The sequence below is a fragment of the Corallococcus caeni genome (genome assembly GCF_036245865.1).
Taxonomy (GTDB): domain Bacteria; phylum Myxococcota; class Myxococcia; order Myxococcales; family Myxococcaceae; genus Corallococcus; species Corallococcus caeni.
Map to the genome: position 1 here is coordinate 492,945 of NZ_BTTW01000001.1, position 25,395 is coordinate 518,339.

General features: G+C 71.4%; 13 protein-coding genes. 5 read left to right on the top strand and 8 right to left on the bottom strand.

The features are described 5' to 3' along the window. Positions 1-3: 3 nt before the first annotated feature. Together AABA78_RS02080 and AABA78_RS02085 are read right to left on the bottom strand one after the other, a co-directional pair. Positions 4-3,672 carry a UvrD-helicase domain-containing protein gene (locus tag AABA78_RS02080; RefSeq protein ID WP_338261389.1) on the bottom strand — a complete coding sequence of 1,223 codons (3,669 nt, stop codon included), beginning with the start codon at positions 3,670-3,672 and terminating at the stop codon, positions 4-6. Beyond that, on the bottom strand, positions 3,669-6,914 hold the full coding sequence (locus AABA78_RS02085; RefSeq protein WP_338261390.1) for a PD-(D/E)XK nuclease family protein: 3,246 nt from the start codon (positions 6,912-6,914) through the stop codon (positions 3,669-3,671). The genes AABA78_RS02080 and AABA78_RS02085 overlap by 4 nt, the downstream gene beginning before the upstream one ends. A gap of 162 nt (positions 6,915-7,076) precedes the next feature. Here AABA78_RS02085 and AABA78_RS02090 point away from each other — a divergent pair, with 162 nt between their 5' ends. Continuing rightward, positions 7,077-7,988 (top strand): phosphatase PAP2 family protein, encoded by a 912-nt coding sequence (locus tag AABA78_RS02090; protein WP_338261391.1) that lies wholly within the window; start codon positions 7,077-7,079, stop codon positions 7,986-7,988. A 207-nt stretch (positions 7,989-8,195) separates the two neighbouring features. Next, entirely contained in the window at positions 8,196-9,311 is a 1,116-nt protein-coding gene (locus tag AABA78_RS02095) for a hybrid sensor histidine kinase/response regulator (protein ID WP_338261392.1), read from the top strand. On the opposite strand, the gene AABA78_RS02100 is transcribed toward AABA78_RS02095, so the two are convergent. Further along, positions 9,301-10,227, bottom strand: coding sequence for a metallophosphoesterase family protein (locus tag AABA78_RS02100; protein WP_338261393.1), 927 nt, complete (start codon positions 10,225-10,227; stop codon positions 9,301-9,303). The genes AABA78_RS02095 and AABA78_RS02100 overlap by 11 nt on opposite strands. An 84-nt stretch (positions 10,228-10,311) precedes the next feature. Further along, the gene (locus AABA78_RS02105; RefSeq protein ID WP_338261394.1) at positions 10,312-13,254 is read right to left on the bottom strand and encodes a choice-of-anchor D domain-containing protein; all 2,943 of its coding nucleotides are present in this window, start codon (positions 13,252-13,254) and stop codon (positions 10,312-10,314) included. A 418-nt stretch (positions 13,255-13,672) separates the two neighbouring features. Here AABA78_RS02105 and uvrA point away from each other — a divergent pair, with 418 nt between their 5' ends. After that, positions 13,673-16,546: an excinuclease ABC subunit UvrA gene (gene uvrA / locus AABA78_RS02110; protein ID WP_171418476.1), complete on the top strand. Its 2,874-nt coding sequence runs from the start codon at positions 13,673-13,675 to the stop codon at positions 16,544-16,546. Here the strand turns inward: uvrA and AABA78_RS02115 are convergent. Further along, entirely contained in the window at positions 16,485-17,585 is a 1,101-nt protein-coding gene (locus AABA78_RS02115; protein ID WP_338261395.1) for a FadR/GntR family transcriptional regulator, read from the bottom strand. The genes uvrA and AABA78_RS02115 overlap by 62 nt on opposite strands. 336 nt (positions 17,586-17,921) lie before the next feature. Between AABA78_RS02115 and AABA78_RS02120 the strand changes: the two genes are divergently transcribed. Together AABA78_RS02120 and AABA78_RS02125 are read left to right on the top strand one after the other, a co-directional pair. Further along, positions 17,922-18,962: a histone deacetylase family protein gene (locus AABA78_RS02120; RefSeq protein WP_338261396.1), complete on the top strand. Its 1,041-nt coding sequence runs from the start codon at positions 17,922-17,924 to the stop codon at positions 18,960-18,962. A 9-nt stretch (positions 18,963-18,971) separates the two neighbouring features. After that, positions 18,972-20,420: a POT-type proton-dependent oligopeptide transporter gene (locus tag AABA78_RS02125; RefSeq protein WP_338261397.1), complete on the top strand. Its 1,449-nt coding sequence runs from the start codon at positions 18,972-18,974 to the stop codon at positions 20,418-20,420. Here AABA78_RS02125 and AABA78_RS02130 read toward each other — a convergent pair. The 3 genes from AABA78_RS02130 to AABA78_RS02140 all read right to left on the bottom strand — a co-directional run bounded on the left by AABA78_RS02130 (position 20,417) and on the right by AABA78_RS02140 (position 25,240). After that, positions 20,417-22,546, bottom strand: coding sequence for a sensor histidine kinase (locus AABA78_RS02130; RefSeq protein ID WP_338261398.1), 2,130 nt, complete (start codon positions 22,544-22,546; stop codon positions 20,417-20,419). The genes AABA78_RS02125 and AABA78_RS02130 overlap by 4 nt on opposite strands. A gap of 16 nt (positions 22,547-22,562) precedes the next feature. Further along, positions 22,563-23,729: an FIST signal transduction protein gene (locus AABA78_RS02135; RefSeq protein ID WP_338261399.1), complete on the bottom strand. Its 1,167-nt coding sequence runs from the start codon at positions 23,727-23,729 to the stop codon at positions 22,563-22,565. Positions 23,730-23,851: 122 nt separating this feature from the next. Beyond that, complete coding sequence (locus AABA78_RS02140; protein WP_338261400.1) at positions 23,852-25,240, bottom strand: peptide MFS transporter; 1,389 nt, start codon at positions 25,238-25,240, stop codon at positions 23,852-23,854. Between the last annotated feature and the right edge of the window lie 155 nt (positions 25,241-25,395).

Genomic DNA, 25,395 nt, shown 5'->3' on the forward strand with positions numbered 1-25,395 from the left:
CGCTTAGCACGCGGGAGGGGCCGGGTGACAGTGTTCCGCGAAGCCGCAGTGAAGGGCCTGGCAGGCTGCCTTGTCCCACCCCGGCCATGCCCCGGTGGATTCCGCCCGGGCCAGGGCCCGGACGCCCTCGGCCAGCCGGCGCACCGCCCCGGCGTCGGCGGATCCGGCCGGGAGGAATTCCGGTTCCGGGGACGCGTCCCCCAGGAAGGCCACGCCCACCCGCACCGGCACCCCGTCACGCACCATCCGGGCCGCGGCCAGGCGCAGGGCCGTCAGCTCGTGCGCGCACGCGGCCGGGCCCAGGGGGTGGCGGGCGCCCGGGCGCAGGAGCACCGCCACGGCCTCGCCGTCCGGTGACTCCCAGAGCAGGTCCACCGCCCCTTCCACGCTGGCGCCGTCATCCAGGTCCAGCACGAAGTCCAGGCCCCGGTGGATGGAGGACGCGGGCGCCGCCGCGAGCTGGCGCGCGAAGGTCGTGCCCAGGAAGCACTCCACGGTGGACAGCACGCCGCCCAGGTCGTCCTCCTCCGGATCCCGGCCCGCGGTCCGCAGCAGGTTCTCCAGGTGCGCGCGCCGCTCGGAGGCCTCCGCGTCCGGCCCCGCGAGCGACAGGTCCACCTCACGCAACAACCGTGTGACGAGCTGGTCCGGACGCTCCACGGGCAGCCAGCCGTCGGCTTCCATGAAGAGGGGCGCGGCGCGTGCCGGGGCCTCCCAGGGCTCGGATCCGACGGGGAGCCCCAGCCGGTGGAGGTGATGGTAGCGGCGCGGGCACGTGAGGAAGTCCTGGACCGCGCGCGCCGTGGCGACCACCGGTGCGTCGGTGAACAGCGCGGCTCCGGCTCCGAGCGCCTCGTCGGACATGCGCTCCAGCGCGGACTCGATGCGGATCCGCGCCTGTTCGAGCTGCTCCTGCGTGGGCGGCTCCGGATCCGCGGGGGGCGGCAGCTGCTCCACGTCCACGTCGAGGGCGAGCGCCCGCAGGTCCGGATCCACGTCCAGCCGGCGGTCCACGCGGTGCCACCACGTATCGGTGCCCGCGCGCTTCTCCTCGCCGCCCGACAGCACGAGCAGGTCCTTCGCGCGGGTGAGGGCCACGTAGAGCAGGCGCAGGTACTCGGCGTCCTCGCGGGCCTTCAGCTCGGCGCGCACGGCCTCGAAGCGCTCGGAGGTGAAGGTGTCCAGCGAGTCCGGCATCCAGGGCCGCAGGGCCAGGCCGAAGGACCGCTCGAAGTACGCCCGGGCGGTGGTGGTGCGCCGCCGGCCGCCCATGCCGGGCACCACGACCACGGGCCACTCCAGGCCCTTGGCGCGGTGGATGGTGAGCAGCTGCACGGCGCGCGGATCCCCTTCATCCAGCAGGTCCGCCTGCGCCTCGTTGGGGTCGGAGTCCGCCAGCTGGCGCAGCTCGCGCGCGAAGGCCACGCAGCCTCCCGTGCCGCGCTCGTCCCTGCGCGCCGCCAGCGACAGGAGCTTCTCCACGTTGGCGCTCGCCTGCTCCGCGTAGGGTGAGCCCGCCAGCGCCTCGCGGTACCCCGTCGCCTCCAGCGCCGCCTGCAGCAGCGCATGCACGCCCAGCCGGTCGCGCTCCCGCCGCAGCACGGGGATGAGCTCCAGGAAGCGCGCGAGCCGCGACTGCTCTCGCGCTGACATGGCGGCGCGGACCTCCGGATCCACCAGCCGGGGCGAGCCGAGCGACAGCGGCAGGTCCCCCGCGAGCCGGAACAGCGACGCGTCCGACAGGCCCACCAGCGGCGAGCGCAGCACCGCGGCGAACGCCAGCGCGTCGTCCGCGTCCGCGAGCAGCGCCAGCAACGAGGCGAGGTCGCGAACCTCCTGGGCCCCGTAGAAGCCCCGGCCGCGCAGCACCCGGTGCGGCACGCCGTGGCGGATCAGCGCCTGCCGGTACTCCTCCAGGTGCGTGAAGGTCCGGAAGAGCATGGCCACGTCGCCGCCGCGCGCGGGACGCAGGCCCTTCCTGTCCTCCGCCATCACCGTCGGCGGAGCGCCCGGCGCGAGCATCACCCGCAGCCTGCGGGCCACCGCGTCCGCTTCGTACTCGCGCAGCTCCGGAGCCGTGTCGGCCTCCGGCAACGTGAGCCGCTCCACCACGGGCCCTTCGGCCAGCTCCGGGCGCGTGGGGGACAGGTCGTCCGTCTGGGGCTCGTAGACGACCTCGAAGGGACGGGGCGTCGCCTCCTTCGCCACGAGCAACCCGGCGAACGCGCGGTTGAAGAAGGACAGGACGCCCGGCAGGGAGCGGTAGTTGTTCTGGAGGAAGCCGCGCATGCCGCCCTCGGCTTCAATCTTGTCCGCCAGGACCTTGAACACGGACACGTCCGCGCCACGGAACTCGTAGATGGACTGCTTGCGGTCGCCCACCGCGCACAGGAACGCGGGCTCCAGGGGCAGCGCGGCCACCAGGTCCGCGTCCGGCGCCAGCTCGCGCGGGCCGCCTTCGCGCTGCTCCGACAACAGCAGCACCAGCTCCAATTGCAGCCGGTTGGTGTCCTGGAACTCGTCCACCAGCAGCGCGCCCTGCCGCTCCTGCACCTGCTGACGGAACTCCGGATGGTCGCGCAGCAGGTCGCGCGCCTTCACCAGCAGCGAGGTGAAGTCGAACACGTTGCGCCGGGTCAGCTCCGCGTCGTGCCGGGCCTCCACCTGGCTCAAGAGGTCGCGGAAGGTCGCTTCGAACGGTGCCGTGCGCCACGCGGCATAGGCATCCTCCAGCCGCCGCACGGAGCCGTCGCTCTTGCCCTTCACCTTCCAGAGCAGCTCCTTCAGGCACGCGCCCGCGCCCTTGCGCAGGTTGACCAGGTTGCGCGGCTCCGACAGCAGCACGTTGCGCAGCGTCGGGAAGTGGCCCGGCTGCATGAACGTGTCCGGCGTCATCCCCTTCAACGGGGGCTCGCACGCGTTCAGGAGGGTGCTCCACTCGCCCTTGGTGTCCTGGGCGCGGGCCTCCAGGCACAGGCGGCGGCAGTCCTCGATGAGCGCTTCGAGCTGCGCCTTGTCCGCCACGCCGTCGCCCACGCGCGCCGTGGCGGCCTTGAGGCCCTCCTCGCGCATCTTGCCGTAGACGTCCATCAGCGCGGCCACGAGGCCGTCGGAGAACCCGGAGCCGGAGAAGCCCAGCTCCGCGCACAGCTCGCGCACGCGCGCGTCGCCGCCCTCCAGCGCGTCCAGCACCACGCGTTCGGTGACGTCCTCCAGCAGGCCCGCGGCCTCCAGCTCGTCCAGCACCTCGAAGGCGGGATCGATGCCCACCGCGGGCGGCGCGCGGCGCAGGAGCTGACCGCAGAGCGAGTGGAACGTGCCCACCGTCGCGGCGCCCAGCTCCTCGCGCACCTTGCGCCAGGCGTCCTGCGTGGGGAACGGGCGCTCCAGCCTCGCGAGCGACGCGCGCAGGTCCTTCTCCGCGTCGTGCGGGACGTCGCCCTGGGCCAGCGCGTCCAGGCGCTCGCGGACGCGCTTGCGCATCTCCGCGGCGGCCTTGTCCGTGAACGTGAGCATGCACAGCCGGGATGGACGCAGCGGCTCCGCCTGCCGCGCTCCCGCGAACAGGTGCAGCGTCATCGTCACCAGGCTGTACGTCTTGCCCGCGCCGGCACCCGCCATCAGGGCCAGGTTCTTCTCCAGCGCGAGCATGTGGGGCGTGGTGTCGCTCATCCGCTCCCCTCGTCGGAGATGCGGCGCTCGGTGATGCGGCACACCGCGCGGTAGCCGCACTTGCCGCAGTCGTTGGGCCGCGCCGGGAAGTCACCCTTGCGCAAGCGCCGCACCAGGTCCTCCACCGCGTTGGGCAGGTTGAGGCCGGCGGCCTCCGCCACGCGCTGGCGCACCTCCGGGTCGGTGGACAGCAGGTCCTCCAGCTCCGCGGGCGGCAGCACGGCGGACAGGTGGATGGCGTCACCCGTGCGCAGCGAGAACCACGCCGCGTTCTTCGCGCCCACGTGGCCCGCTTCGCGCGCGGCGTAGAGGTAGAGCGGGAGCTGGAAGTCGGAGCGCAGCAGGTTCTCCTTCAGCGTGCGCTTGTCCAGGCGGCCCGTCTTGTAGTCGATGACGCCCACTTCCGTGCCGGCCGTGTCCAGCCGGTCGATCTGCCCCTCGAAGACGATGGCGTCCTCCGCCACCATCAGCTTCACGTCGCTCCAGCGCTTGTCCTCCGCGGCCGGGCCGAAGCGCAGCTCGAAGCCCTCCGGCACCAGCGGGTCGAAGGGCAGGCCCCGCCGCTGGTCCGTGAGGATGCGCCGGACCATCGCGTGGGCCTTCTCGCCCGCGAGCTTCCACAGCTCGTGGTGGCCCACGTGGTTGAGCTCCGCGAAGTGGCGGCTGGCCTTCTTGACCGCCTTCTCCAGCACGTCGTCGGGGATGTCCTCCGGCGCCTGCCCCAGGAGCTTCTTCTCCTTAAGCGCCTGGAACACCTCCTCCATCACGCGGTGCCAGAAGGTGCCGCGGCCCCGGGCGTCGAACTCCTCGCTGGCCACCACGGGCTCGGCCACCTTCAGGCCGTACGCGATGAAGCCCTGGAAGCCGCAGTTGCCGAACTTCGACAGGGCGCTCGCGGACAGCGGACGCTCCAGGCCGAAGTGGAACGTCTCGCGCAGCTTCTGCTCCAGCTGGGGGCCCTGCACGCCGCCGGTGAACTCGCCGGGCAGCTCGTCCTCGCGGCCGAAGAAGCGCAGGCGCGCGGCCTCCATGTGGGCCAGCTCTCTCGCGGTGCGGAACCAGTCGTCCGTGCCGAAGCGGTCCTTGAGCAGCTGTCCCGCGGGGTCCGGCTCCGTGACGCGCAAGGTGGGGAACGACAGGCCCGCCAGCGCCTCCAGCGCCACGGTGCGCCGCAGTTCCGACGGCGTGAGCACCTCGTCCAGCGGCAGCACCGGAGGCAGCGTGCGCGTGGCCCACTTGTGGCCGGTGAGCCTGCGCACCTCCTCCAGGAACGCGGACGGCACCTGCTCCTGCCCGCCCGCGGCCTTCACCGCGAACGACAGGCTCAACGTGCCCTCCGCCGCCGCGAGCGCGCTGGCGAAGAGCAGCCGGTCCTCGGTGAGGCGCCAGGGCGCGCGGTCGTCGAACTCGCCGCCGGTGAGGCGGAACACATCGCGGGTCAGGTGCTGGTTGAGCGCCACGCGCTCCGCGTCACCCAAGAGCGGCGACGGCGGATCTCGCCCGGGGAGCCGGCCCTCCGTGAGCCCGGCGACGAAGAGGTGGCGGAAGTTGCGGCCCGGCACGTCGGCCAGGTCCAGCACCTCCACCGCGCCCGTGGAGGGGCCTCGCGCGGGCAGGTGCACGTCGCGCAGCGCGTCCGCGAGCCACCGGCCCAGCACGCGCCGGGTGATGCGGGGGCCTCCGCCCACGGCGCGCAGCGAGCGCAGCAGCGCCTCCATCCGCTGGCGGAAGGCCGCGAGCGCCGCGTCGTCCCGGGCCCTCGCGTCCTCGATGCGCGCGCCCAGCGTGCCGGCCTCCTTCGCCTCCAGGGGCCCCGCGGAGTCGAGCAGGCCCAGCCGCTCCACCACCTTCCACCACGCGGCGACGGACTCCGCGGCCGGGGCCTCCTGGGGGATGTGGCGGCATTCGTCGATGAGCCGCATCACGCGGTCGCGCAGCGCGCGCACGGCCATCACCTTGCCCGCGTCCTCCTTGCGCTTGCCGCCCTGCGCGGCCATCCGGCGCGCGAGCCCGTCCAGGCGCACGTCGTAGGCGCCCTTGCCTCGCGTCGCGCCCAGGCGGTCGTCCCGCGCGGCGGCGAGCGCGAAGAGGGTCGCGGGCGCATCCGGGCCTCCTCGCGACAGCGACGGCACGTAGCGGCTGGAGACGAGCTCCGCCACGCGCTCCGCCGGGAAGCCATCCTCCGTCAGCACCGGCAGTTCCAGCGCCAGCCGCACGGGCCCCGCGAGCGCGAGCGGCTCACCCCAGGGCAGCCGCACCGGCACGCCCAGGTCTCCCAGCGCCTCCGCCAGCCAGCCCGCCTCCGGGCCCAGGTCGCGGTACGCGATGGCGATGTCGCCCGGAGCACTGCCCGCGTCGATGAGCCGCCGCACGTCGCGGGCCACCACGCGGGCCTCCTCGCGCGCGGACGTCGCGTTCCACACGGCCAGCCCGTCCACCGCGCCCTTGAGCACGTCGCGCGCCGCGCGGGGCGAGAACAGGTGCCGGCCCAGGTCCGTGAAGGGCCGGCCCTCGAAGGTGACGTCCGCCTTGAAGAGGTCGACGTGGGGCATGGTCTCGCCCCGGTTCTCGAACGCGCGGAACAGCGCCGCGAGCGCCGCGTCCGCCACCGGCGAGCCACCCACCGGTGTCTCCACGCGCAGCGACACGCGCCGAGCCTCGCATGCCGCGGCGAGGCCCATCAGCAGCTCCAGCTTCGACGGGCGCACGTCGTAGACGCCGTGGAGCACCAGCCCCGTCACGCCGTCCCAGCCCGTGGGCCACGCGCCCCGGTCCAGCGCCTCGCGCGCGCCCCGGAGCACGTCCTCGCGGTCCGCGAGCCCCAGCTCCGCGAGGCGCTGTTCGTACAGGTGATAGAGCCGGGCGAGGACGCGCGCGCGGGTGCGGCGCTCCGGCGGCAGCACCTCCGCGGCGTCCTGGAGCTCACGCGGAGAGAGCCGTCCGGCCTTCAGGTCCAGCAGCACGTCCGCGGCGGCGCGGGCGAAGGCAGGCTCGCGCACGTAGTCGCCGAACGGCGTGGGCCCCAGCGTGCCGCCCAGGCCCGCCACCACGGCCCGGGCCGTCATCGCGGGACAGGGCCGACGGTTGAGCTCGCGCGCCCCGCCCAGCGCATGGACGAAGTCGTCCCACGTGAGCAGGTGGGTCCCCACGGCGATGCCCCGCGCACGCTGCTCCGCCCGCAGGGCAGCCTGGCGGCGCGCGGCATCGGGGAAGACGTGGAGTGTGCGGCCAGGGCGGGGCATGCGGGGGCGAGGACTCTAGAACGGCCAGGGGCGCCGTTTTCATGCTCCTTTCGAGGCATTCCCACACCCTGGCCCGTTGTCCGCCCGCCTGCTGTCCTCCAGAACCCGGGAAGTCCGCTGAACCCGTGCGTCCGGATTGCCGTGAAGGGGTGGAGCGCCCTTATGCTCCCCCGCCCCATGCCTGCCTCCTACCGGACCCTGGCCGCCTTCTGTCTGCTCCTGCTGGCGCCGCTGTCGCCCGCCGCCGCGCAGGACACCTCCGATGCCCCGCGCGCGCTGCGCTTCGACTGGACCCGCGACGGCATCATCACCGGCACCGCCGGCGTGCTGTGGATCTCCAGCGAGTCGGTGTTCAAGGACGACCTGGCTCCGGCGCAGTGCCGCTGGTGCGACCGCGCGCCGGACGGCACCGACCGGCTCAACCGCCTGGACCGGTGGGGCCGCGGCATCGCGGGCAACACGGAGGCGTCCCGCAAGCGCGCGGACACCTGGAGCAACATCATCGGGTTCGCGGGCCTGCCGCTGGCCATGCTGGGCACCCAGTACGCCGTGGGCCACGGCAGCGGCGCGTCCCGTGAGTATTTCGCCCAGGACGCCACCATCATGGTGCAGAGCGCCGTGCTCGCGTCCGTCGCCAACCAGGCGGTGAAGTTCACCCTGGGCCGCGAGCGCCCCTTCGTCCACGTCCTTCCGGAAGAGGCCAAGGGCCTCACCGCGCACCCCACCGACAACAACCTGTCCTTCTACAGCGGCCACACCAACCTGGCCTTCTCGCTGGTCGTGTCCGCCGGCACCGTCGCCTCCATGCGCGGCTACAAGCACCAGGAGCTCATCTGGGGCGTGGGCCTGCCGCTCGCCGCGTCCGTGGGCCTGCTGCGCATGGGCGCGGACAAGCACTACCTCACCGACGTGCTCACCGGAGCCGTGATGGGCACCGCGTTCGGCCTCGCCGTGCCCCTGCTCCTGCACGGCCGCGTGGACGACGACGCTGCGCCAACCCCCAAGCAGGTGTCCTCGGTGTCGCTCAACCCGATGGTGGGCAGCCAGATGGTGGGCCTGTCGGGCGCCTTCTAGACACGCCCGCGTCCAGTCGCATCGGCGGCGGCGTCACCGGGGTGCAAGAGCCTGACACCCCGCGTGCGGCCACGAGGCCCGCGGCGGCGCGCGCGGCCGGGCCGGTGGATTTCGTGCTTCCTCTTGAACAGATGCCCGCCGTCTTCCGGGCATGGGGAGATGGCGGTGCTATCTGACCTGTCTGTTCTCAGCAAGGAGCCCCCGTCCGTGGCCTCCCGGGTGAAGTGCCTGCTCGTCGATGACCTGGAGGAGAACCTCCTCGCGCTCTCCGCCGTGCTGCGGCGCGATGACGTGGAGGTGCACTGCGCCCGCTCCGGCGCGGAGGCCCTGGAGTTGCTGTTGCAACACGAGTTCGCGCTCGCGCTCCTGGACGTGCAGATGCCGGAGATGGACGGCTTCGAGCTGGCGGAGCTGATGCGCGGCTCCGAGCGCACCCGGGACGTGCCCATCATCTTCGTCACCGCGGGCACGGGCGACCCGCGGCGCACGTTCAAGGGCTTCGAGGCGGGCGCGGTGGACTTCCTCTACAAGCCGCTGGAGGCGCGGGCGCTGCGCAGCAAGGCGGAGGTCTTCTTCCAGGTGCACCGCCAGAAGCAGCAACTGGCGCAGCAGTTGGACACGCTCGCGGAGACCCTGCGCCTCAACGAGATGTTCACCGCCGTCCTGGGCCACGACCTGCGCAACCCGCTCTCCGCCATCCTCACCGCGGCGGACCTGCTCCAGCGCCGCTCCGACGACGAGGTCGTGAAGAGGACGGCCACGCGGATGATGACCGCCGGCAAGCGCATGAGCCGCATGATTGAAGACGTGCTGGACCTGGCGCGCGCGCGGCTCGCGGGCGGCATCCCGCTGCGCCGGGGGGAGACGGACTTCGGGCAGCTGGTGCAGCGCATGGTGCAGGAGCACCAGACGGCGTGGCCCCGCCACCGCATCGAGGTGCAGCAGGACGGCGACCTCGTAGGGGACTGGGACGGGGACCGGCTGGCGCAGGTGGCGTCCAACCTCATTGGCAACGCGCTCCAGCACGGCGACGCCGCGGAGCCCGTGCGCATCCGCGTGGACGGCACGCGCGACGACGCCCTGCGCTTCACCATCACCAACGTGGGCGTCATCCCGCCCGACCTGCTGCCCGTCCTCTTCGACCCGTTCCGGGGCGGCAACCAGCGCCGGGGCCGGGGAGAGGGACTGGGCCTGGGGCTCTACATCGTCCAGCAGATCATCCACGCGCATCAGGGCGGCGTGGAGGTGCTCTCCGGCAGCGGGCCCTACACGGAGTTCCGCGTGGAGCTGCCGCGCAAGGGCGTGGACGTCGTCAAGCTGTAGCGCCGTTGTCCACGGGCACGCTGCCCGTCCCGTCCGGCTCTGGCTCGGGGAGCGGCAGCGTGTGCAGCCCCCAGCGCTGCCCGGCCTGCCAGGAGGCGACGCCGGTCACGCCCCAGCCGGCGCGCTGGGCCTCGCGGCCCTCGAACTCCAGCCAGAAGACGGCGGTCTCCGGCCGGGCCGCCTGATCCAGGCACGCCACGCGCGACGTCGTGCGCCCGTGGGCCTCCAGCGCCACCGCGAAGGGCTTGTGCGAGTGGCCGCAGAGCACCCACTTCGGGTGCACCGTGTCCACCAGCTTGCGCGTCACCGGGTTGCCGATCCACGGCGACGGCAGGGGGCGCGCGGGGGCCAGCCGCTCCTCGCGGGCCCGCTGCACGATGCCCCGGGGCCACTCGTGCACCAGCAGCAGGTCCACGTCGCGCGCCGCGGCCACCTGCTCCACCTCCGGCGTGCGGAAGTAGCCCGCCTGCTTCGCCGTATCCAGCGACGTGGGCCGCTTGAGCGGCTGGTCGATGAAGCGCGGCGCGTGGATGCCGGACAGGTAGGCCACGCGCAGGGGGCCCAGGGTGCGCAGGCCCGCGCGGCCCAGGTAGTGGACGTCCGGGGCCAGCTCCCCGCCGTCAGGCAGGTCGTGCAGCGCCTCGAAGTCCTCGTTGTTGCCGCCAATGAAGTACAGCGGCCGCTTCACGCGGCGCACGCCGTCCGCGTACTCGGCGAACTCCGCGGGCATGGCGCGCTTGGCGGCCTTGCGCCGGTGGTCGTCCGCGCGGCGGAAGGCCTCCACGTCCCCCACCGCCAGCACGAAGTCCACCCGGCGGCCGCGCGCCTGCTCCAGCGCGTCCAGCCACGCCTCCACCCGGTGGAAGCGGCCATGGATGTCACCCAGCGCGGCGACGAGGAGGGAGTCCTGCGGCATGTCCTTCACTCAAAGCCTCCCGCCTCGCGCTGTCGAGTCATCCCCCACCGGCACTTTCCGGTGACGGACGAATGGCCGCCCTGGCTACGGGCAGCCCAGCGGGTAGGTGATTTCCACCACGGCGCCGGGAGCCGGGGCGCGCAGGCGCTCGAAGATGACGGCGTTGGCGCGCGCGTCATAGGCCCAGCCGTCCGTCACCGGCGCCCCGTCCACGCGGACCACGAGGGCGCCCGGGTCCGCGGGCAGCTCCGACAGGGAGAAGGTGCGGTTGGGGCCGAAGGCGCTCTCCGACAGCTTCTCCAGCGACGCGGCCCAGTTGGGCGTGCAGATGCTGTCCACCACGCCGTTGAGCTTGTGGGCCAGCTCCATGTAGCGGCTGCCGGAGCTGCTGGCGGTGGTGCAGCTGGACAGGTCCTCCGGGCCCACCACGGCGTTGAAGCTCACCTTGGTGGGGTCGTTCCCCTTGAGGGCCAGCAGGTAGGTTTCGTACCAGGCCACCGGCTGCGAGCTGAAGTCCTCCTCGTCCGACAGCACGATGATGGCCAGCTTCGCGTCGTCGCGCAGGAAGCCGCCGTTGCCGTCGTTGGCCTCCGGCGTGCGCGGGTCGTCCAGGTTGTAGAGCAGCGGATCCGACAGCGCGCGGTACGCGGCGTCCAGGCCCTGCTCGTTCCAGTGACACACGCCCACGTGCGTGTTGATGGCGAAGACGCCGGCCGCGTTGGGCGTCTCCGGCGTGATGATGCGCGGGCTGGTGCCGTCCACGGGGAACAGGCGCCCGTTCTCACCGCCCATCGCGCCGCCGGGGCACTCGGACCAGCCGCCGGGGGAAGGGTCCAGGCCGGTGGTGGTGACGCCGATGCGGTAGTCCACCTGCGCGGCGGTGGCGGCGGAGAGGAAGGCCGCGAAGTTCTCCCCCAGGCTCTGCTGCTCCTCCATCATGGAGCCCGAGTTGTCGACGACGAAGAGCACGTCCACGCGCGCCTCCGCCTCCTGGACGAAGCGGTCCGTCTGGTCCGTCTTCGCCAGCCCCCGCCCCACGAGCCCCGCGTTGTAGACGGCGCCGTCCTTCAGCGTGAAGCGCACCGCCGCCGCGTCCTCGCCCTCCTCCACGGGCGCGTACTTCGCGGTGAGCTTCACGCGCCCGCCCGCCGGAATCGTGGCCGGCAGCGCGCCGGACACCGCGAACTCCTGCCCCGCCTGCTCCAGCGTCATGCCCGCGACCTTCACCTCCCCCGGGCAGTCGTTGTAGGCCATGAACTCGCGGGTGCGCGGGCCGCACGCCAGCCGGCTGATGCCGAAGTCCACCGTGGTGGGCTGCACGGAGAAGCAGCCCTGCACGCCCCGGCCCACCAGGTTCACCATCGGGTGGCCGCGCGTGGGGTGGCTCACCCAGCCCTCCGCGAGCCCCTGGAACTCCCCTTCCGAGGCCGGATGGAAGCGCACGATGAGCGTCGCCTTCTTGCCGGGCTCCAGCACGCTGTTGGCCACCGTCGCCGCGCGGAAGGCCGGATCCGACCCCGACGCCAGCTGGAGCGCGGACAGGAAGCACGCCTGCGTGCCGGTGTTGCGCAGCGTGACGCCCAGCGCCACCTCCGAGCCCACCGGCACCTGGCCGAAGTCCAGCACCGAGGGCAGCGCGTACTCGCAGGGCGCGAAGGCGCGGCCCTCGCCCGTCAGCGTCACGCCGTCCGTGGCGCTGGAGGTGCGCTGCATGGAGGTGACGGCCAGCTGCCCGCTGCTCACGCTGCCCACGCCCGCGCGCGGGCTGAAGGTGACGCCCACCTTCAGCGTGCCCCCGGGCGCCACCGGCTGGCTGGACGGCGGCTGCGCGAGCGTGAAGTAGCCGCCCGCCTGCGTGGTGAGCTGCAGGCCCGTGACGGACGTCTCCTCGCGGCAGTGGTTGGACACGGTGACGTCGCGCGTGGCCGTCATGCCGAAGGCCACCGGCCCGAAGTCCAGGTGCGCGGGCGTCACCTCCACGCACGACGCGCCGCCCTCGCCCGTCAGCGTCACCTTGGGGCCGGGCGACGTCGTCTTCGGCTTGCGCACGGCCACCTCCACGCGGCCGTCGCGCACCTTGCCGAACCCCTTCGGCGTGAAGGCCACGCGCAGCTCCACCACCCCGCCCGGCGGCAGCACGTCGTTGGGCAGCGCGGGCGCGCTCACCACCTTGAACACACCGGACGGGTCCTCCAGCAGCGCCGCGCCCTTGTAGCTGAGCGCTTCGTTGCCCTGGTTGCGCACGGTGATGCGCTCCTCCGCGGTGGCGCCCACGGCGACCCGGCCGAAGTCCACGCGCAGCGGCGTCACCTCCAGCGCGCTGGCCACGCCCGTCCCCGTCAGCGTCACCACCGCGGGCTCGCAGCCGTCACACACCGCGACGTGCAGCGCCGCCTCCGCGTTGCCCAGCCGCACCGGGCTGAAGGCCACCGGCACCTTGCGCGTCTCGTGCGGCGCCAGCGTGGACGGCAGCCCCACCCCGGCGGAGAACTCGTCCGCGTCCGCGCCCTCCACCGACAGCACCAGCGGGCTCTCCACGTCGGAGGGGTTGCGCACCGTCACCTCGCGCATCTCCACCAGCCCCAGGTTCACGTTGCCGAAGTCGAGCGCCGACTCCGGCACCTCCACCAGCGCCTTCACGCCGCGCCCGCTGACGGGCACCTGCGCCGCCGCGCCGCCGGACGCGTCGGTCATCAACTCCAGCTGCCCCTGCACCGCGCCCTCCACGTCGGGCGTGAAGCGCACTTCAATCTCGTGCTCCGCGCCGGCCGTCAGCGTGAAGGGCTCGAACGCGGGGACGCTCACGTTGGGCAGCGACGAGCGCGCCCCCTCCACGCGGTACGACGCGCGCCCCTCGTTCGCCAGCCGCAGCTTCATCGCCTTGGTGCGGCCCACCGCGGCGGCGCCGAACTCCAGGAGCTCCGGCCGCGCGGCGAACCCCGTGCGTGCCTGCTGTGAAGTGGGTCGCTCACACGCCGTCCCCGCCGCCACCGCCACCGCCAACACCAACCATCGGAGTCCACGCATACAGAGTCTCGTCCTTCCTACACACGGCACCGGTGTCCCCCCACACAGCCCTGCACGTGGATCCGGTCGTCGTGGAAAGGTGCAACCCTGGTGCCTGAACGTCCCAACGAGGCGCCGTCGCGCCGCCAACACGGCAAACAGGCGCCCACGTTGGGATGCGGGCCTTAACGGGTAAAACAGGAGATTCGACGTTTCGTGGAAGCGACTGCAAAAGCTTCACAAACGGTCGATGCCACACCGACCCCTCACCCTCGGGGGCCGTGCGACTTCCAGCAGGGATGAGTGGAGCGCGCAGGACGGCCGCGTGCCCGTCTGGCCGGGGGATGCGGGCGGGCTTCCCGGGTGTTGCTTCAGAACCGCTCCGGGCGTGCGCCTTTGCGTGCACCGGAACACCCTTTCAGTGATAAAGCGCGCCCCCATGTCCGAGCCCGACGTCATTTCCATCCGTGGAGCCAGGGAGCACAACCTCAAGACCGTCTCCCTGGACATCCCGAAGAAGAAGCTCGTGGTGTTCACCGGCGTGTCGGGCTCCGGCAAGAGCTCGCTCGCGTTCGACACGCTCTACGCCGAAGGGCAGCGCCGCTACGTGGAGAGCCTTTCCTCCTACGCGCGCCAGTTCCTGGGGCAGATGGAGAAGCCCCGCTACGACACGCTGCGCGGCCTGTCGCCCACCATCTCCATCGAGCAGAAGGCGGCCAGCAACAACCCGCGCTCCACGGTGGGCACCGTCACGGAGGTGCACGACTACCTGCGCGTGCTCTACGCCTCCATCGGCGTGCAGCACTGCCCCAACTGCGGCCGCAAGGTGGGCAAGCAGAGCGCGCAGCAGATCGTCGATGAGATCATGAAGCTGCCCGCGGGCACCAAGCTCCAGGTGCTGGCGCCCATCGTCACGAACCGCAAGGGCGAGCACAAGGACCTGCTGGCGGAGGCGCAGAAGCGCGGCTTCTCCCGCGCGCGCGTGGACGGGAAGGTGCGCGAATTGGAGGAGCGCATCGAACTGGACAAGAAGTCCAAGCACGACATCGCGCTCATCATCGACCGCCTGGTGTTGAAGCCGGACCTGCGCACGCGCCTGACGGACTCCGTGGAGACCGCGCTGCGCGAGGGCAAGGGCACGCTCATCATCACGGATGAGAAGGGCACGCTCGCGTCCGACCGCGTGATGAGCGAGCTGAACGCGTGCCCCGCGTGCGGCCTGTCCTTCGGGGACCTCACGCCCGCGTCGTTCTCCTTCAACAACCCGCTGGGCATGTGCACGGACTGCAACGGCCTGGGCACGCGTCCGGAGATGGACGCGGACCTGCTGGTGCCGGACCAGAGCCGCAGCATCCGCGACGGCGCGATTGAACCGTGGGCCAGCGGCATGAACCGCGGCGAGGGCTGGACGGCGGACTTCGTGGAGAGCCTGGCGACCGCGTTCAAGATTGATTTGGACGTCCCGTACGCGAAGCTGTCCAAGCGGGAGAAGGACGTCCTGATGAACGGCGCGAAGGGCAAGTCCTTCACCGTGCAGTGGGGCGACAACGGCCAGTACGACATGGAGTGGGAGGGCCTGCTCGCCCGCACCATGCGCAACTTCAAGACGACGACGTCGGAGGCGCGCAAGACGGAGCTCCAGCGCTACTTCAGCGACAAGCCCTGCCCGTCCTGCAAGGGCGAGCGCCTGCGTCCGGAGAGCCGCGCGGTGAAGGTGCACCAGCGCACGCTGGTGGAGTTGAGCCGCATGACCATCACGGAGGCGCGCACCTTCCTCACGCAGATGGGCCTGAGCGCGCAGGAGGAGAAGATCGCCCAGGAGCTGCTCAAGGAGATCCGCAGCCGCCTGTCCTTCCTGGTGGACGTGGGCCTGGGCTACCTCACGCTGGACCGCACGGCGTCCACGCTGTCCGGCGGTGAGAGCCAGCGCATCCGGCTGGCGTCGCAGATGGGCAGCGAGCTGACGGGCGTCATCTACATCCTGGATGAGCCCTCCATCGGCCTGCACCAGCGCGACAACGGCAAGCTGCTGTCCACGCTCAAGCGGCTGCGCGACCTGGGCAACTCCGTCATCGTCGTGGAGCACGACGAGGAGACGATGGAGGAGGCGGACTACCTGGTGGACTTCGGCCCCGGCGCGGGCGAGCTGGGTGGACAGGTGGTGTCCCAGGGCACGCCCAGGCAGGTGATGGCGGACGAGAACAGCCTCACCGGGGCGTACCTGTCCGGGCGCCAGGAGATTGAGATCCCGGAGACGCGCCGCAAGCCCAACCCCAAGCATCAGATCTCCATCGTGGGCGCGACGGAGAACAACCTGAGGAACGTGGACGCGGACATCCCGCTGGGCATCTTCACGGCCGTCACGGGCGTGTCCGGCGCGGGCAAGTCAACGCTGATCAACGAGATCCTCTACCCGGCCCTGGCGCGCGCGCTCTACGAGAGCCGCGAGCCCATGGGCAAGCACAAGTCCATCAAGGGCCTGGAGCACCTGGACAAGGTCATCGACATCGACCAGCGGCCCATTGGCCGCACGCCGCGCAGCAACCCGGCGACGTACACCAAGGTGTTCGACGCCATCCGTGAGGTCTTCGCGATGACGCCGGAGGCGCGCACCTTCGGCTATGGCCCGGGCCGCTTCAGCTTCAACATCAAGGGCGGCCGCTGCGAGGCGTGCGAGGGCGACGGAGTGAAGCTGGTGGAGATGCACTTCCTGGCGGACGTCTACGTCCCCTGCGAGGTGTGCAACGGCAAGCGCTTCAACGAAGCGACGCTGCGCGTGCGCTACAAGGGCAAGAACATCGCGGAGACGCTGGACCTGAGCGTGCGCGAGGCGGTGGACCACTTCGGCGCGCACAAGGACATCCTGCGCGTCCTCACCACGCTCACCGACGTGGGCCTGGGCTACCTGCGGCTGGGCCAGCCCTCCCCCACCCTGTCCGGCGGCGAAGCGCAGCGCATCAAGCTGGCGCGCGAGCTGGCGCGCGTGGCCACCGGCCGCACGCTCTACATCCTGGACGAGCCCACCACGGGCCTGCACTTCGAGGACATCCGCAAGCTCCTGTCCGTGCTCAACCGGCTGGTGGAGGCGGGCAACAGCGTGCTCGTCATCGAGCACAACCTGGACGTCATCAAGAGCGCGGACTGGCTCATCGACCTGGGGCCGGAGGGCGGCTCGGGCGGCGGCAACATCCTGGCCACCGGCACGCCGGAGGACGTCGCGAAGGTGGAGGCCAGCCACACCGGCCGATACCTCAAGCACGTGCTGGGCAAGGCGCGCCGGGCCCGCATCGGCAAGCGCGTGGACGCGGCCTGAGTCTGCACGAAGCAGGTGGCTCCCGGGCTGTGGGCAAGGAAGCAGCCCCAGGAGCGCAGCCCTCCGGTCCGGTCATGGCTGGGGGCGGGTCCTGAGGTCCGGGCTGAAGGCACGCCTCCCGGACGCAGTCACCATCAGGTTCGCCGTGATGACGCTCCGGAACGGATGGAAGCAGCTGCGCCTCGGTAGGCTCGGCGGCTGGTGCGAGGGTTCCAAGGTCACGCTCCTCGACGAAGGGGCGTGCCTCAAGAGGACCGGCCTCGTAGGGGACTGACGCTGAAGCCCCGCAGACGCACTGTTGGGCGTGGTGAACCTCGGGAGACACAGTCTCCTGGGGGACTGGCGCGAACTGGTTGAGCACGCCCTCATCGCATGTCTTCAGCAGGGCCGGCAGCTGTTGCTGAAGCGTCTGCGCGTCGCGATCGCTCAGGGCGTGCGTCGCGCACCTGGCCCACTGGCGCAGGGCTTCGCCGCCCATGAAGGGCAGCAGCCGGGCCCCAATGCCCCTGAAGGCCCGTTGCAGCGATTGAACGAGGAGCAGGTGCCCGGGACGCGCAGCCGCCTGGGCTGCCAGCCTCAGCAACTCGAACTCCAACTGGGCGCACCGCTCTCCGGAGTGCCAGTGCGCCGCATCCGAGAGCGCGTAACAGACGGACTCCAACTGGCTCACCTGCGACGCGGAGGCGTTCGCGCAGCAGTCGGTCAGGAGCTCCATCAGCACCTGCCGCTTGAGGCTGAAGAAGCCCTCCAGCAGTCGCCGGCTCTCCTCGGAGCGCGCGGCATGCAGCGCCAGGCCCAGGTTCTCCAGCGTCAGCGATTCGTCCAGTGCCACCGCTCGTGCCTGGCGCCCGGGGCGCTGCACAATCAGGCCCCGTGCCGCCAGCCGTCGCAAGGCCTCGCGCACCGTGCCCCGGCTCACGCCATACCAGTGGGCCATCACCCGCTCCGAGGCCAGCCGCCCGTTCATCGGCAACCGCCCCAGCGCGATGTCCTGCTCAAGTTGCTCTTCCACGTACGCCACCAACCCCACCCGCACCATCTGTGTCCCCTCCCCGCCCATGCTTCGCCCATCCAACCAGACGGGTCTGACATGGACGCGAAGGGACACCGACCTTCGCCCCCGTCGTGAGCGCGGGCCCTCGGGCGGCGGACGCCGCGAACTGGTCCGACTGTCGGACCAGTTGGGCGACGTCGGTCCCGGCGGGCACCTCTGCCCGTGGCTCCCCCCGGGTCTCCGCACGGACGCACCGCCGCGGACGGCCTCCGCGCTCCGTGAGGCACGCGCGCGCGGAGAACTTCCAGGCCCAGGTTCGTGTCACGAGCTGCTGGAGTCCTGCCTACGCTGTCCTCCCTTCGCGAACGGGAGGATGGCTCGATGGACGTAGTGCACAGCGCCCTGCACGCAGGGCATGACGGCGGGGTGGAGCTTCATCGCGGGCAGTTGGTGCCCTGCTACGAGTGCCCCGCGCGGGTGGACTTCATCGAGCAGGCGCTGCGGGCGGCGGGCCATCACACCTGGCTGCCGCCGCGCGACTTCCCGCTGGAGCGCCTGCTGAACATCCACGACGCGGGCTTCATCGAGTTCCTGCGCACGGCCTATCCGCGCTGGCGGGCGGAGGGGCGCGACGGCTCCATGCTGCCGAGCGGCTTCCCGGCGCGCGGCCTGCGGCGGGACCGCGTGCCTTCCGGTATCCACGGCGCGATGGGCTACTACGCGTTCGACGCCGGGACGCCCATCGTGTCTGGCACCTGGGAGGCGGCGCTGGCCTCGGCGCACTGCGCGATGACCGCCGCGGCGCTCGTGACGGAGGGCGCGCGGGCGGCCTACGCGCTGTGTCGGCCGCCAGGGCACCATGCCGCGAGCGGGACCTACGGCGGCTACTGCTTCCTCAACAACGCGGCGCTGGCGGCCCAGGGCCTGCGCGACGCGGGCAAGGCGCGGGTCGCGCTGCTGGACGTGGACTACCACCACGGCAACGGCACCCAGGAGATCTTCTGGGAGCGCGACGACGTGCTGTTCATCTCCATCCACGGCACGCCGGACACCGAGTACCCCTACTTCCTCGGGTACGCCGACGAGCGCGGCGCGGGCCGGGGCGAGGGCTACACGCTGAACCTCCCGCTGCAGCGCGGCACGGACTGGGCCGGGTACTCCGCCGCGCTGGCCACGGCGCGGGAGGCCATCCAGGCCTTCAGGGCGGACGCACTGGTGGTGTCGCTGGGCGTGGACACCTACGACGGCGACCCCATCAGCGCGTTCAAGCTGCGCAAGGAGCACTTCCCGCTGCTGGGAGGGCAGTTGGCCGGGCTGGGGCTCCCCACGGTGCTGGTCCAGGAGGGCGGCTACGCGGTGGAGGACATCGGCCACAACGTGGCGGCCGTGCTGGGCGCGTTCGATGGCGCCGTCCTGCGGTAGGGTGGGGGTATGGCCGAGACCTCGACCGCCCCCACCGCCCAGCGCTTCCCGCCCCAGATTCCCTACATCATCGGGAACGAGGCCTGTGAGCGCTTCAGCTTCTACGGGATGCGGAACATCCTCACGGTGTTCTTCATCGACTACCTCTTGCGCACGCACGTGCCGGAGACGGGTGCGCGGGAGGCGCAGGCCAAGAGCCTGATGCACCTGTTCATGGCGGGGGTGTACTTCTTCCCGCTCATCGGCGGCTACCTGGCGGACCGCTTCTTCGGGAAGTTCCACACCATCTTCGTGCTCAGCCTCGTGTACTGCGGCGGGCACGCGTGCCTGGCGCTCTTCGAGGACAACGCCACGGGCTTCTACACGGGCCTGACGCTCATCGCGATTGGCAGTGGCGGCATCAAGCCGTGCGTCTCCGCCATGGTGGGGGACCAGTTCACGGAGAAGAACAGCCACCTGGTGAAGAAGGTCTTCGCCATCTTCTACTGGACCATCAACTTCGGTTCGTTCTTCGCGTCGCTGTTCGTCCCGCTGCTCATGAAGAACTACGGACCCGCGGTCGCCTTCGGCGTGCCGGGCATCCTGATGTTCCTGGCGACGGTCATCTTCTGGGCGGGCCGCAAGCACTACGTGCTGGTGCCGCCCACGGGCCCCAACCCGCACTCGTTCTTCAAGGTGCTGGGCAGCGCGTTCCGGGGCAAGGACGTGGCGGGCGGCACCTGGCTGGACAAGGCGAAGGCGGAGCACCCGGCGGAGGCGGTGGAGGGCGTGAAGGCGGTGTTCCGGGTGTCCGCGCTGCTGCTGCCCTTCGTGCCCTTCTTCTGGATGCTGTTTGATCAGAAGGCGTCCACCTGGGTGGTGCAGGCGCGGTCCATGGACCCCAACGTGGGCGGCGTGGTGTTCCAGCCCAGCCAGATGCAGTTCATCAACCCCATGCTGGTGATGCTGCTCATCCCCTTCCTCACGGCCGTGGTGTACCCGGCCTTCCAGCGCGCGGGCTGGGAGCTGACGCCGCTGCGGCGCATGCCCATGGGCCTCATCATCGGCGCCGCGTCGTTCGTCATCGCGGGCTTCTTCCAGGTGGCCATGGAGGGCGGGACGACGCTGAACATCGCCTGGCAGCTCTTGCCGTACATCGTGCTGACGGTGGCGGAGATTTTGGTGTCCACCACGGGCCTGGAGTTCGCGTACACGCAGGCCCCCCGGCAGATGAAGGGCACCATCCAGAGCGTGTGGCTGGTGACGAACACGCTGGCGAACGTGGCGGTGGCCATCGCCGCAGCGCTCAACGTCTTCACGGGCTCCGCGCAGTTCTTCTTCTACGCGGCCCTGGCCGCGGCGGCCGGCGTGGGCATGGCGCTGGTGGCCCGTCGCTACGTGGTGCGGGACTACTACCAGACGGACGCGCAGGCCCCCATGGACGGACGCAACCCCGCGGTGGAGCCGAAGCCGGCCTAGGGCCCCGGCTGCACCGTCGACTCCGCGGCGGCGGCCGCGGGGGCCCCCTGGCGTGGGAGCTCCACCGTGAAGGTGGCCCCGCGCCCCGCCTCGCTTTCGACCCACACGGACCCGCCCAGCCGCTCGACGAGCTGGTTCACGATGTGGAGGCCCAGGCCCAGCCCCCCGTAGTTGCGGGACGACACCGCGCGCTCGAAGGCCCGGAAGATGCGCGCGTGCCGCTCCGGCGGGATGCCGATGCCCTGGTCCCGGACCTCCAGCCGGGCCATCACGGCGTCCCCCTCCACGCGGATTTCAATGGGCCTGCCCTCGCCGTACTTGATGGCGTTCGAGAGCAGGTTGGTGACGATCTGATCCAGCCGCGAGCGGTCCCACACCCCCGGCACCGCCGTGTCGGCGTGGACGGCGAGCCGGGTTCCCGACGTGGCCAGCTCCGGCGCGAAGCGCGCGGCGACGTCCCGGACCAGCGCGGCGAGGTCCACCTCCTCGAACTCCAGCTCCAGCCGTCCGGCATGGATGCGTGAGACGTCCAGCAGGGTGTTGACGAGCTTCGCCATCCGCTTCGCCTGACGCTCGATGACCTCCAGCGCGTGCGTCACGGTCTCCGCCGGCGAGGTCCGCAGCGCGCCGGTCCGGGCCAGGCGCATCAGGCCCTGCACCGACAACTGGAGGGACGTCACCGGGGTCTTCAGCTCATGGGAGGCGATGGAGAGGAACTCGTCCCGGAGGCCGATGGCCAGCTGGGCCTGCTGATAGAGGCGGGCGTTGTCCATGGCCATCGCCGCGCGGCGGGCCAGCTCCTGCGCGAGCGCGACGTCGGCCGGGCCATACCGGCCACTGCCCTCCAGGCGGGCGAGCGTGAGCGTGCCGAGCGCATGCTCCCGCGCGAGCAGCGGCACGGAGATCCGGGACGGGAAGTCGACGGCCTCGGAGGGGTCCTGTCCCTCCCGGAGGCCGCGCGCGGGCGAGGTGGCGCGCAGCGCTTCGGAGCGGGCCTCGGTGATCCGCTGGCAGTCATGGATCCCTTCCAGGACATCCACCGCGCACCAGTCGGCGAACCGCTGGACGATCAGCGCGGCCACGCTGCGCAGCGCATCCTCGGGGGCGAGCGAACCATCGAGCAGCCCGGAGGCTTCGGCGAGGAGCGCGGATCTCCCCTCCTGCTCCTCGGCCCGGGCACGCGCCTGCTGCTCGCGCTGGAAGGTCTGGTCGCGCTCCTCTTCGGTCCGGCGGTGCTCGGTGATGTCGATGCCGGTGCCGATGACGTACTCGATCGCTCCCGACTCGCCTCGCAGGACGTTGCTGGACCAGGAGATGAGGCGGCGCTCTCCCGTCCGGGTCACCCAGTGGCTCTCGTACTGCTCGTGCCCCAGCCCCGCCGCGAGCACGGCGAAGTGCATCTCCACCCGCGCCGCTTCTTCCAGCGGCAGCAGCCGCGCCCAGAACCGCTCACCGCGCAGCTCCTCGAAGGAGTAGCCCGTCACCTCCTGGCACGCCCGGTTGAAGCGGATGATGCGGCCTTCGGGATCCAGGACGATGACCAGGGCGCGGGCCGTGTCCAGGACCGCCGAGCTGAAGTCCCGCTCGTGCTGGAGCGCGCGCTCGCTGTCCAGGGTCCGCGCGAAGAGCTGCCGGTGGACGAGCGCGGTGCGGAGCACGCCGCCAAGCCGCTCCACCATGCTCCGGTATTGCCGTGGCAGATGCGGCTCGCGATCGAAGTACAGCAGCAGCAGGCTGGCCGGGGGCGCCTCGCCAGGTCCGGCGGCGTCGATGGGCACCGACCAGCGCACGAGCCCCGGCGAGGCCAGCTCCGGATAGGGCAGGTCCACCAGGAGGGGCCCTGGCTCCCGTGGGTGCCGGGGGAGCAGCCTCGGAATCGGGAGCTGGCGGGAGGCCATGGACAGTCCGCTCGCCCCCAGCAGACCGACCTGTCCCCGCACATCCGACTGGAGCCAGAGGGCGACCACGCAGCCCAGTCGCTCCGCGACGCGGTCCAGGAAGTCGTCGGCGGGCTTGTCCGGGTCCAGGAGGTCGAGCGCCGCGACGGAGAGCTCCTGGAGCACGCTCAGCAGCGCGAGGCGCTCCTCGGTGAGCTTGTGGTCCGCGTCCGCGCCGTGCTCCTCCATGCGCCACCTCGTCCTCTTACCCAGGCAGCGCGACCACCACCGCTGTCTTGTTGTGGAACTGGGGGACCCCACCTCCCATGGCCCCCACCTCGCCCAGGGTCAGACAGCCCACGACCGGGACGCCCTCGCCCAGCGCGGCCTGGAACCTCGCAAGCTCGTCCCGGACCTCGTCCCCCAGGACGAGGTACCGGGAGACGCAATCGAACACCACCGCGCCGCCCAACGGGCCAGGGGTGGCTTCCCGGGCCTGGGCGGCGGCATCCGCCGCGGCGCCGAGCAGATCCGTTCGCTTGCCCTCCATCACCCGGACCAGGGAGCCATCCGGAATCTCGGCCATGAAGCGGACCGAACCATCGGATTCGACGGACAGGGGGTCACGGATCACGAACTCGCCATTGGCCTGGGGAATCCCCAGCGGGTGGGTCATCGCGAAGTGGGAGAGGTTCCGCGCATCCAGGGCATCTCCCCGGCTCGCGGCCGTGCGCAGGTAGGCCTCGGAGGCGCTCTCGTAGTCGAGCTCGATGGCGGTCGCGCCCCGGGCCTTCGTGACCTGCGAGGGAGGACCATACGGAGACCAACCGTGCTGGATGCCCACGCCAAACGGTTCCCGGGCATCAAAGGCAATCACCACCACCTGGTCCTGGTAGGCCTGCCCGTGCGTGAACTGGGCGGTCTTGACGAACCGGGCGTTGTTTCCCGCTCCGCCCCCCGCCCAACGGATGCCCGCGCCCGCTTCCTGCTGGGCCCCGCGCACGACCTCCGTCGAGTTGCCGCTCAGCGCGTCCGGCAGGACGATCAGCGCCCGACGATATCCCGGCGGCTTGGGAGGCAGCGTGCTGACGGCCGCGGCCACCGCGGCGCGTCCGGCCGCTCTCGGGCGCTCGCTGACCGGCCCGCCCATTCCCACGCCGACGAGGAAGTCGTCGCCGCGGAAGAGCGCGATGACCAGCCCCTGGAGCAAGAGCTCGGTGCCCGCGAAGACGCCCGCCGCGCAGCACCCGGCCCAGGGAACATCCCCCAGCTCCTCGCGGAGCGCGGACGCCAGCGCCACCGCGTCGTACTGGTCCGTGCACAGGACGAGGGCGAAGGTGGCGGCGTTCGCGCCGCGCAGCGCCTCCTGGCCCGCTTCCCGCGCGGCGACGGCGCAATCCGGTGAGCGGCTCTTTCCAATCTGGATCCGCATGGGGCTCCAGCATCGATACTCACGCGGAAGCGGGCGTGCAGGGCACGCACGGCCCCACGAAAAACGCCGGAGCACCCAGGGGGCGCTCCGGCGTTCGTGCTTCGAAGGGGACGCCCCCTGGCTCAGGTGGCCGGGTGGACGGTGCCTTCCTGGTGCGTGGGCGCCGGCGTGGCCGTCACCTCGTCCGTGCCGTGCATCATCCGCTTCAGCATGGGGGCGAGGAACAGCAGGATGACGCCCGCCAGGCCCGCGCCGATGACGATGGTGAGGAACACGCTGAACTCACCCATCTTCTCCGAGTAGCCGCCCAGCACGCCGGACAGCTTGTTGGCCACCGCGTTCGCCAGGAACCACACGCCCATCATCGCGGAGGTGACGCGCTGGGGCGCCACCTTGCTCACCATGGAGAGGCCCACCGGCGACAGGCACAGCTCGCCCATGGTGTGGAAGAGGTACGCCATGATGACCCACCACGCCGCCGCCTTGCCGTCCGCCGCGCTCTCCTTGGAGGCGCCCAGCATGAACGCGAAGCCCACGGCCAGGAAGATGAGCCCCAGGGACATCTTCACCGGGATGCTCAGGTCCTTGCCCTTCGCCGCCAGCGAGCTCCACACCATCGCGAACACCGGCGCCAGCGTGACGATGAACACGGAGTTGAAGTTCTGGAACCAGGTGGTGGGCACCTCCCAGCCGAACATGGAGCGGTCCACCTTCTGGTCCGTGTAGAGGTTCATCAGGCCACCGGCCTGCTCGAAGCCCGTCCAGAACGCGACCACGAACAGCGCGATGATGAAGATGACGATGATGCGGTCCCACTCGTCGCGGGAAAAGGCGTGACGCTTGCCGTCCTTCGTCGTCGTCTGCGCCTCGGTGGGGCGCGGCGCGGGCGCCAGGCCCACGGTGCCCAGGTACCGCTTCGCCAGCAGCACGAAGGTGATGACGCCCAGGGTCATGCCCACGCCGGCGGAGCCGAAGCCCCAGTGCCAGCCCACGCGCTCGCCCAGCGTGCCGCAGATGAAGTTGCCCAGCACGGCGCCCAGGTTGATGCCCATGTAGAAGATGGTGAAGGCACCGTCGCGCCGGCCGTCACCCGCGGGGTACAGCCCGCCCACCATGGTGGAGATGTTCGGCTTGAAGAAGCCGTTGCCGATGATGAGGAAGCCCAGGCCCGCGTAGAAGATGGAGACGCCCGGTAGCGCCAATAGCAGGTGGCCGATGATCATCAGCACGCCGCCCAGGAGCACCGCCTTGCGCTGGCCGATGAAGCGGTCCGCGATGTAGCCGCCCAGAATCGGCGTCAGGTACACGAGGCCGGTGTACGTGCCGTAGAGGCCCAGCGCATCCGCCGTGGACCAGCCAAAGCCGCCCCGCACCTTGTCGGTGAGGAAGAGCACCAACAGGCCGCGCATGCCGTAATAGGACATGCGCTCCCACATCTCGGTGGCGAACAACAAATACAGGCCCGGGGGATGCCCCTTGCGGGCCTCGCCCGCGGCGACGGTGCTTTGCATGCCGTGAGTTCCTCGAACGGATGTCTGTGAGGGGGAACGAAAAAGTCGCGCGACTGTAACAGGAGTCACGCCTTCAGCGAGGACAGAGGACACCGCGCGTCCTTGGGAATTCCCGCCCCCTGCGCGAGCGGCCCGTCAGCCCCCCGCGCCCTCCC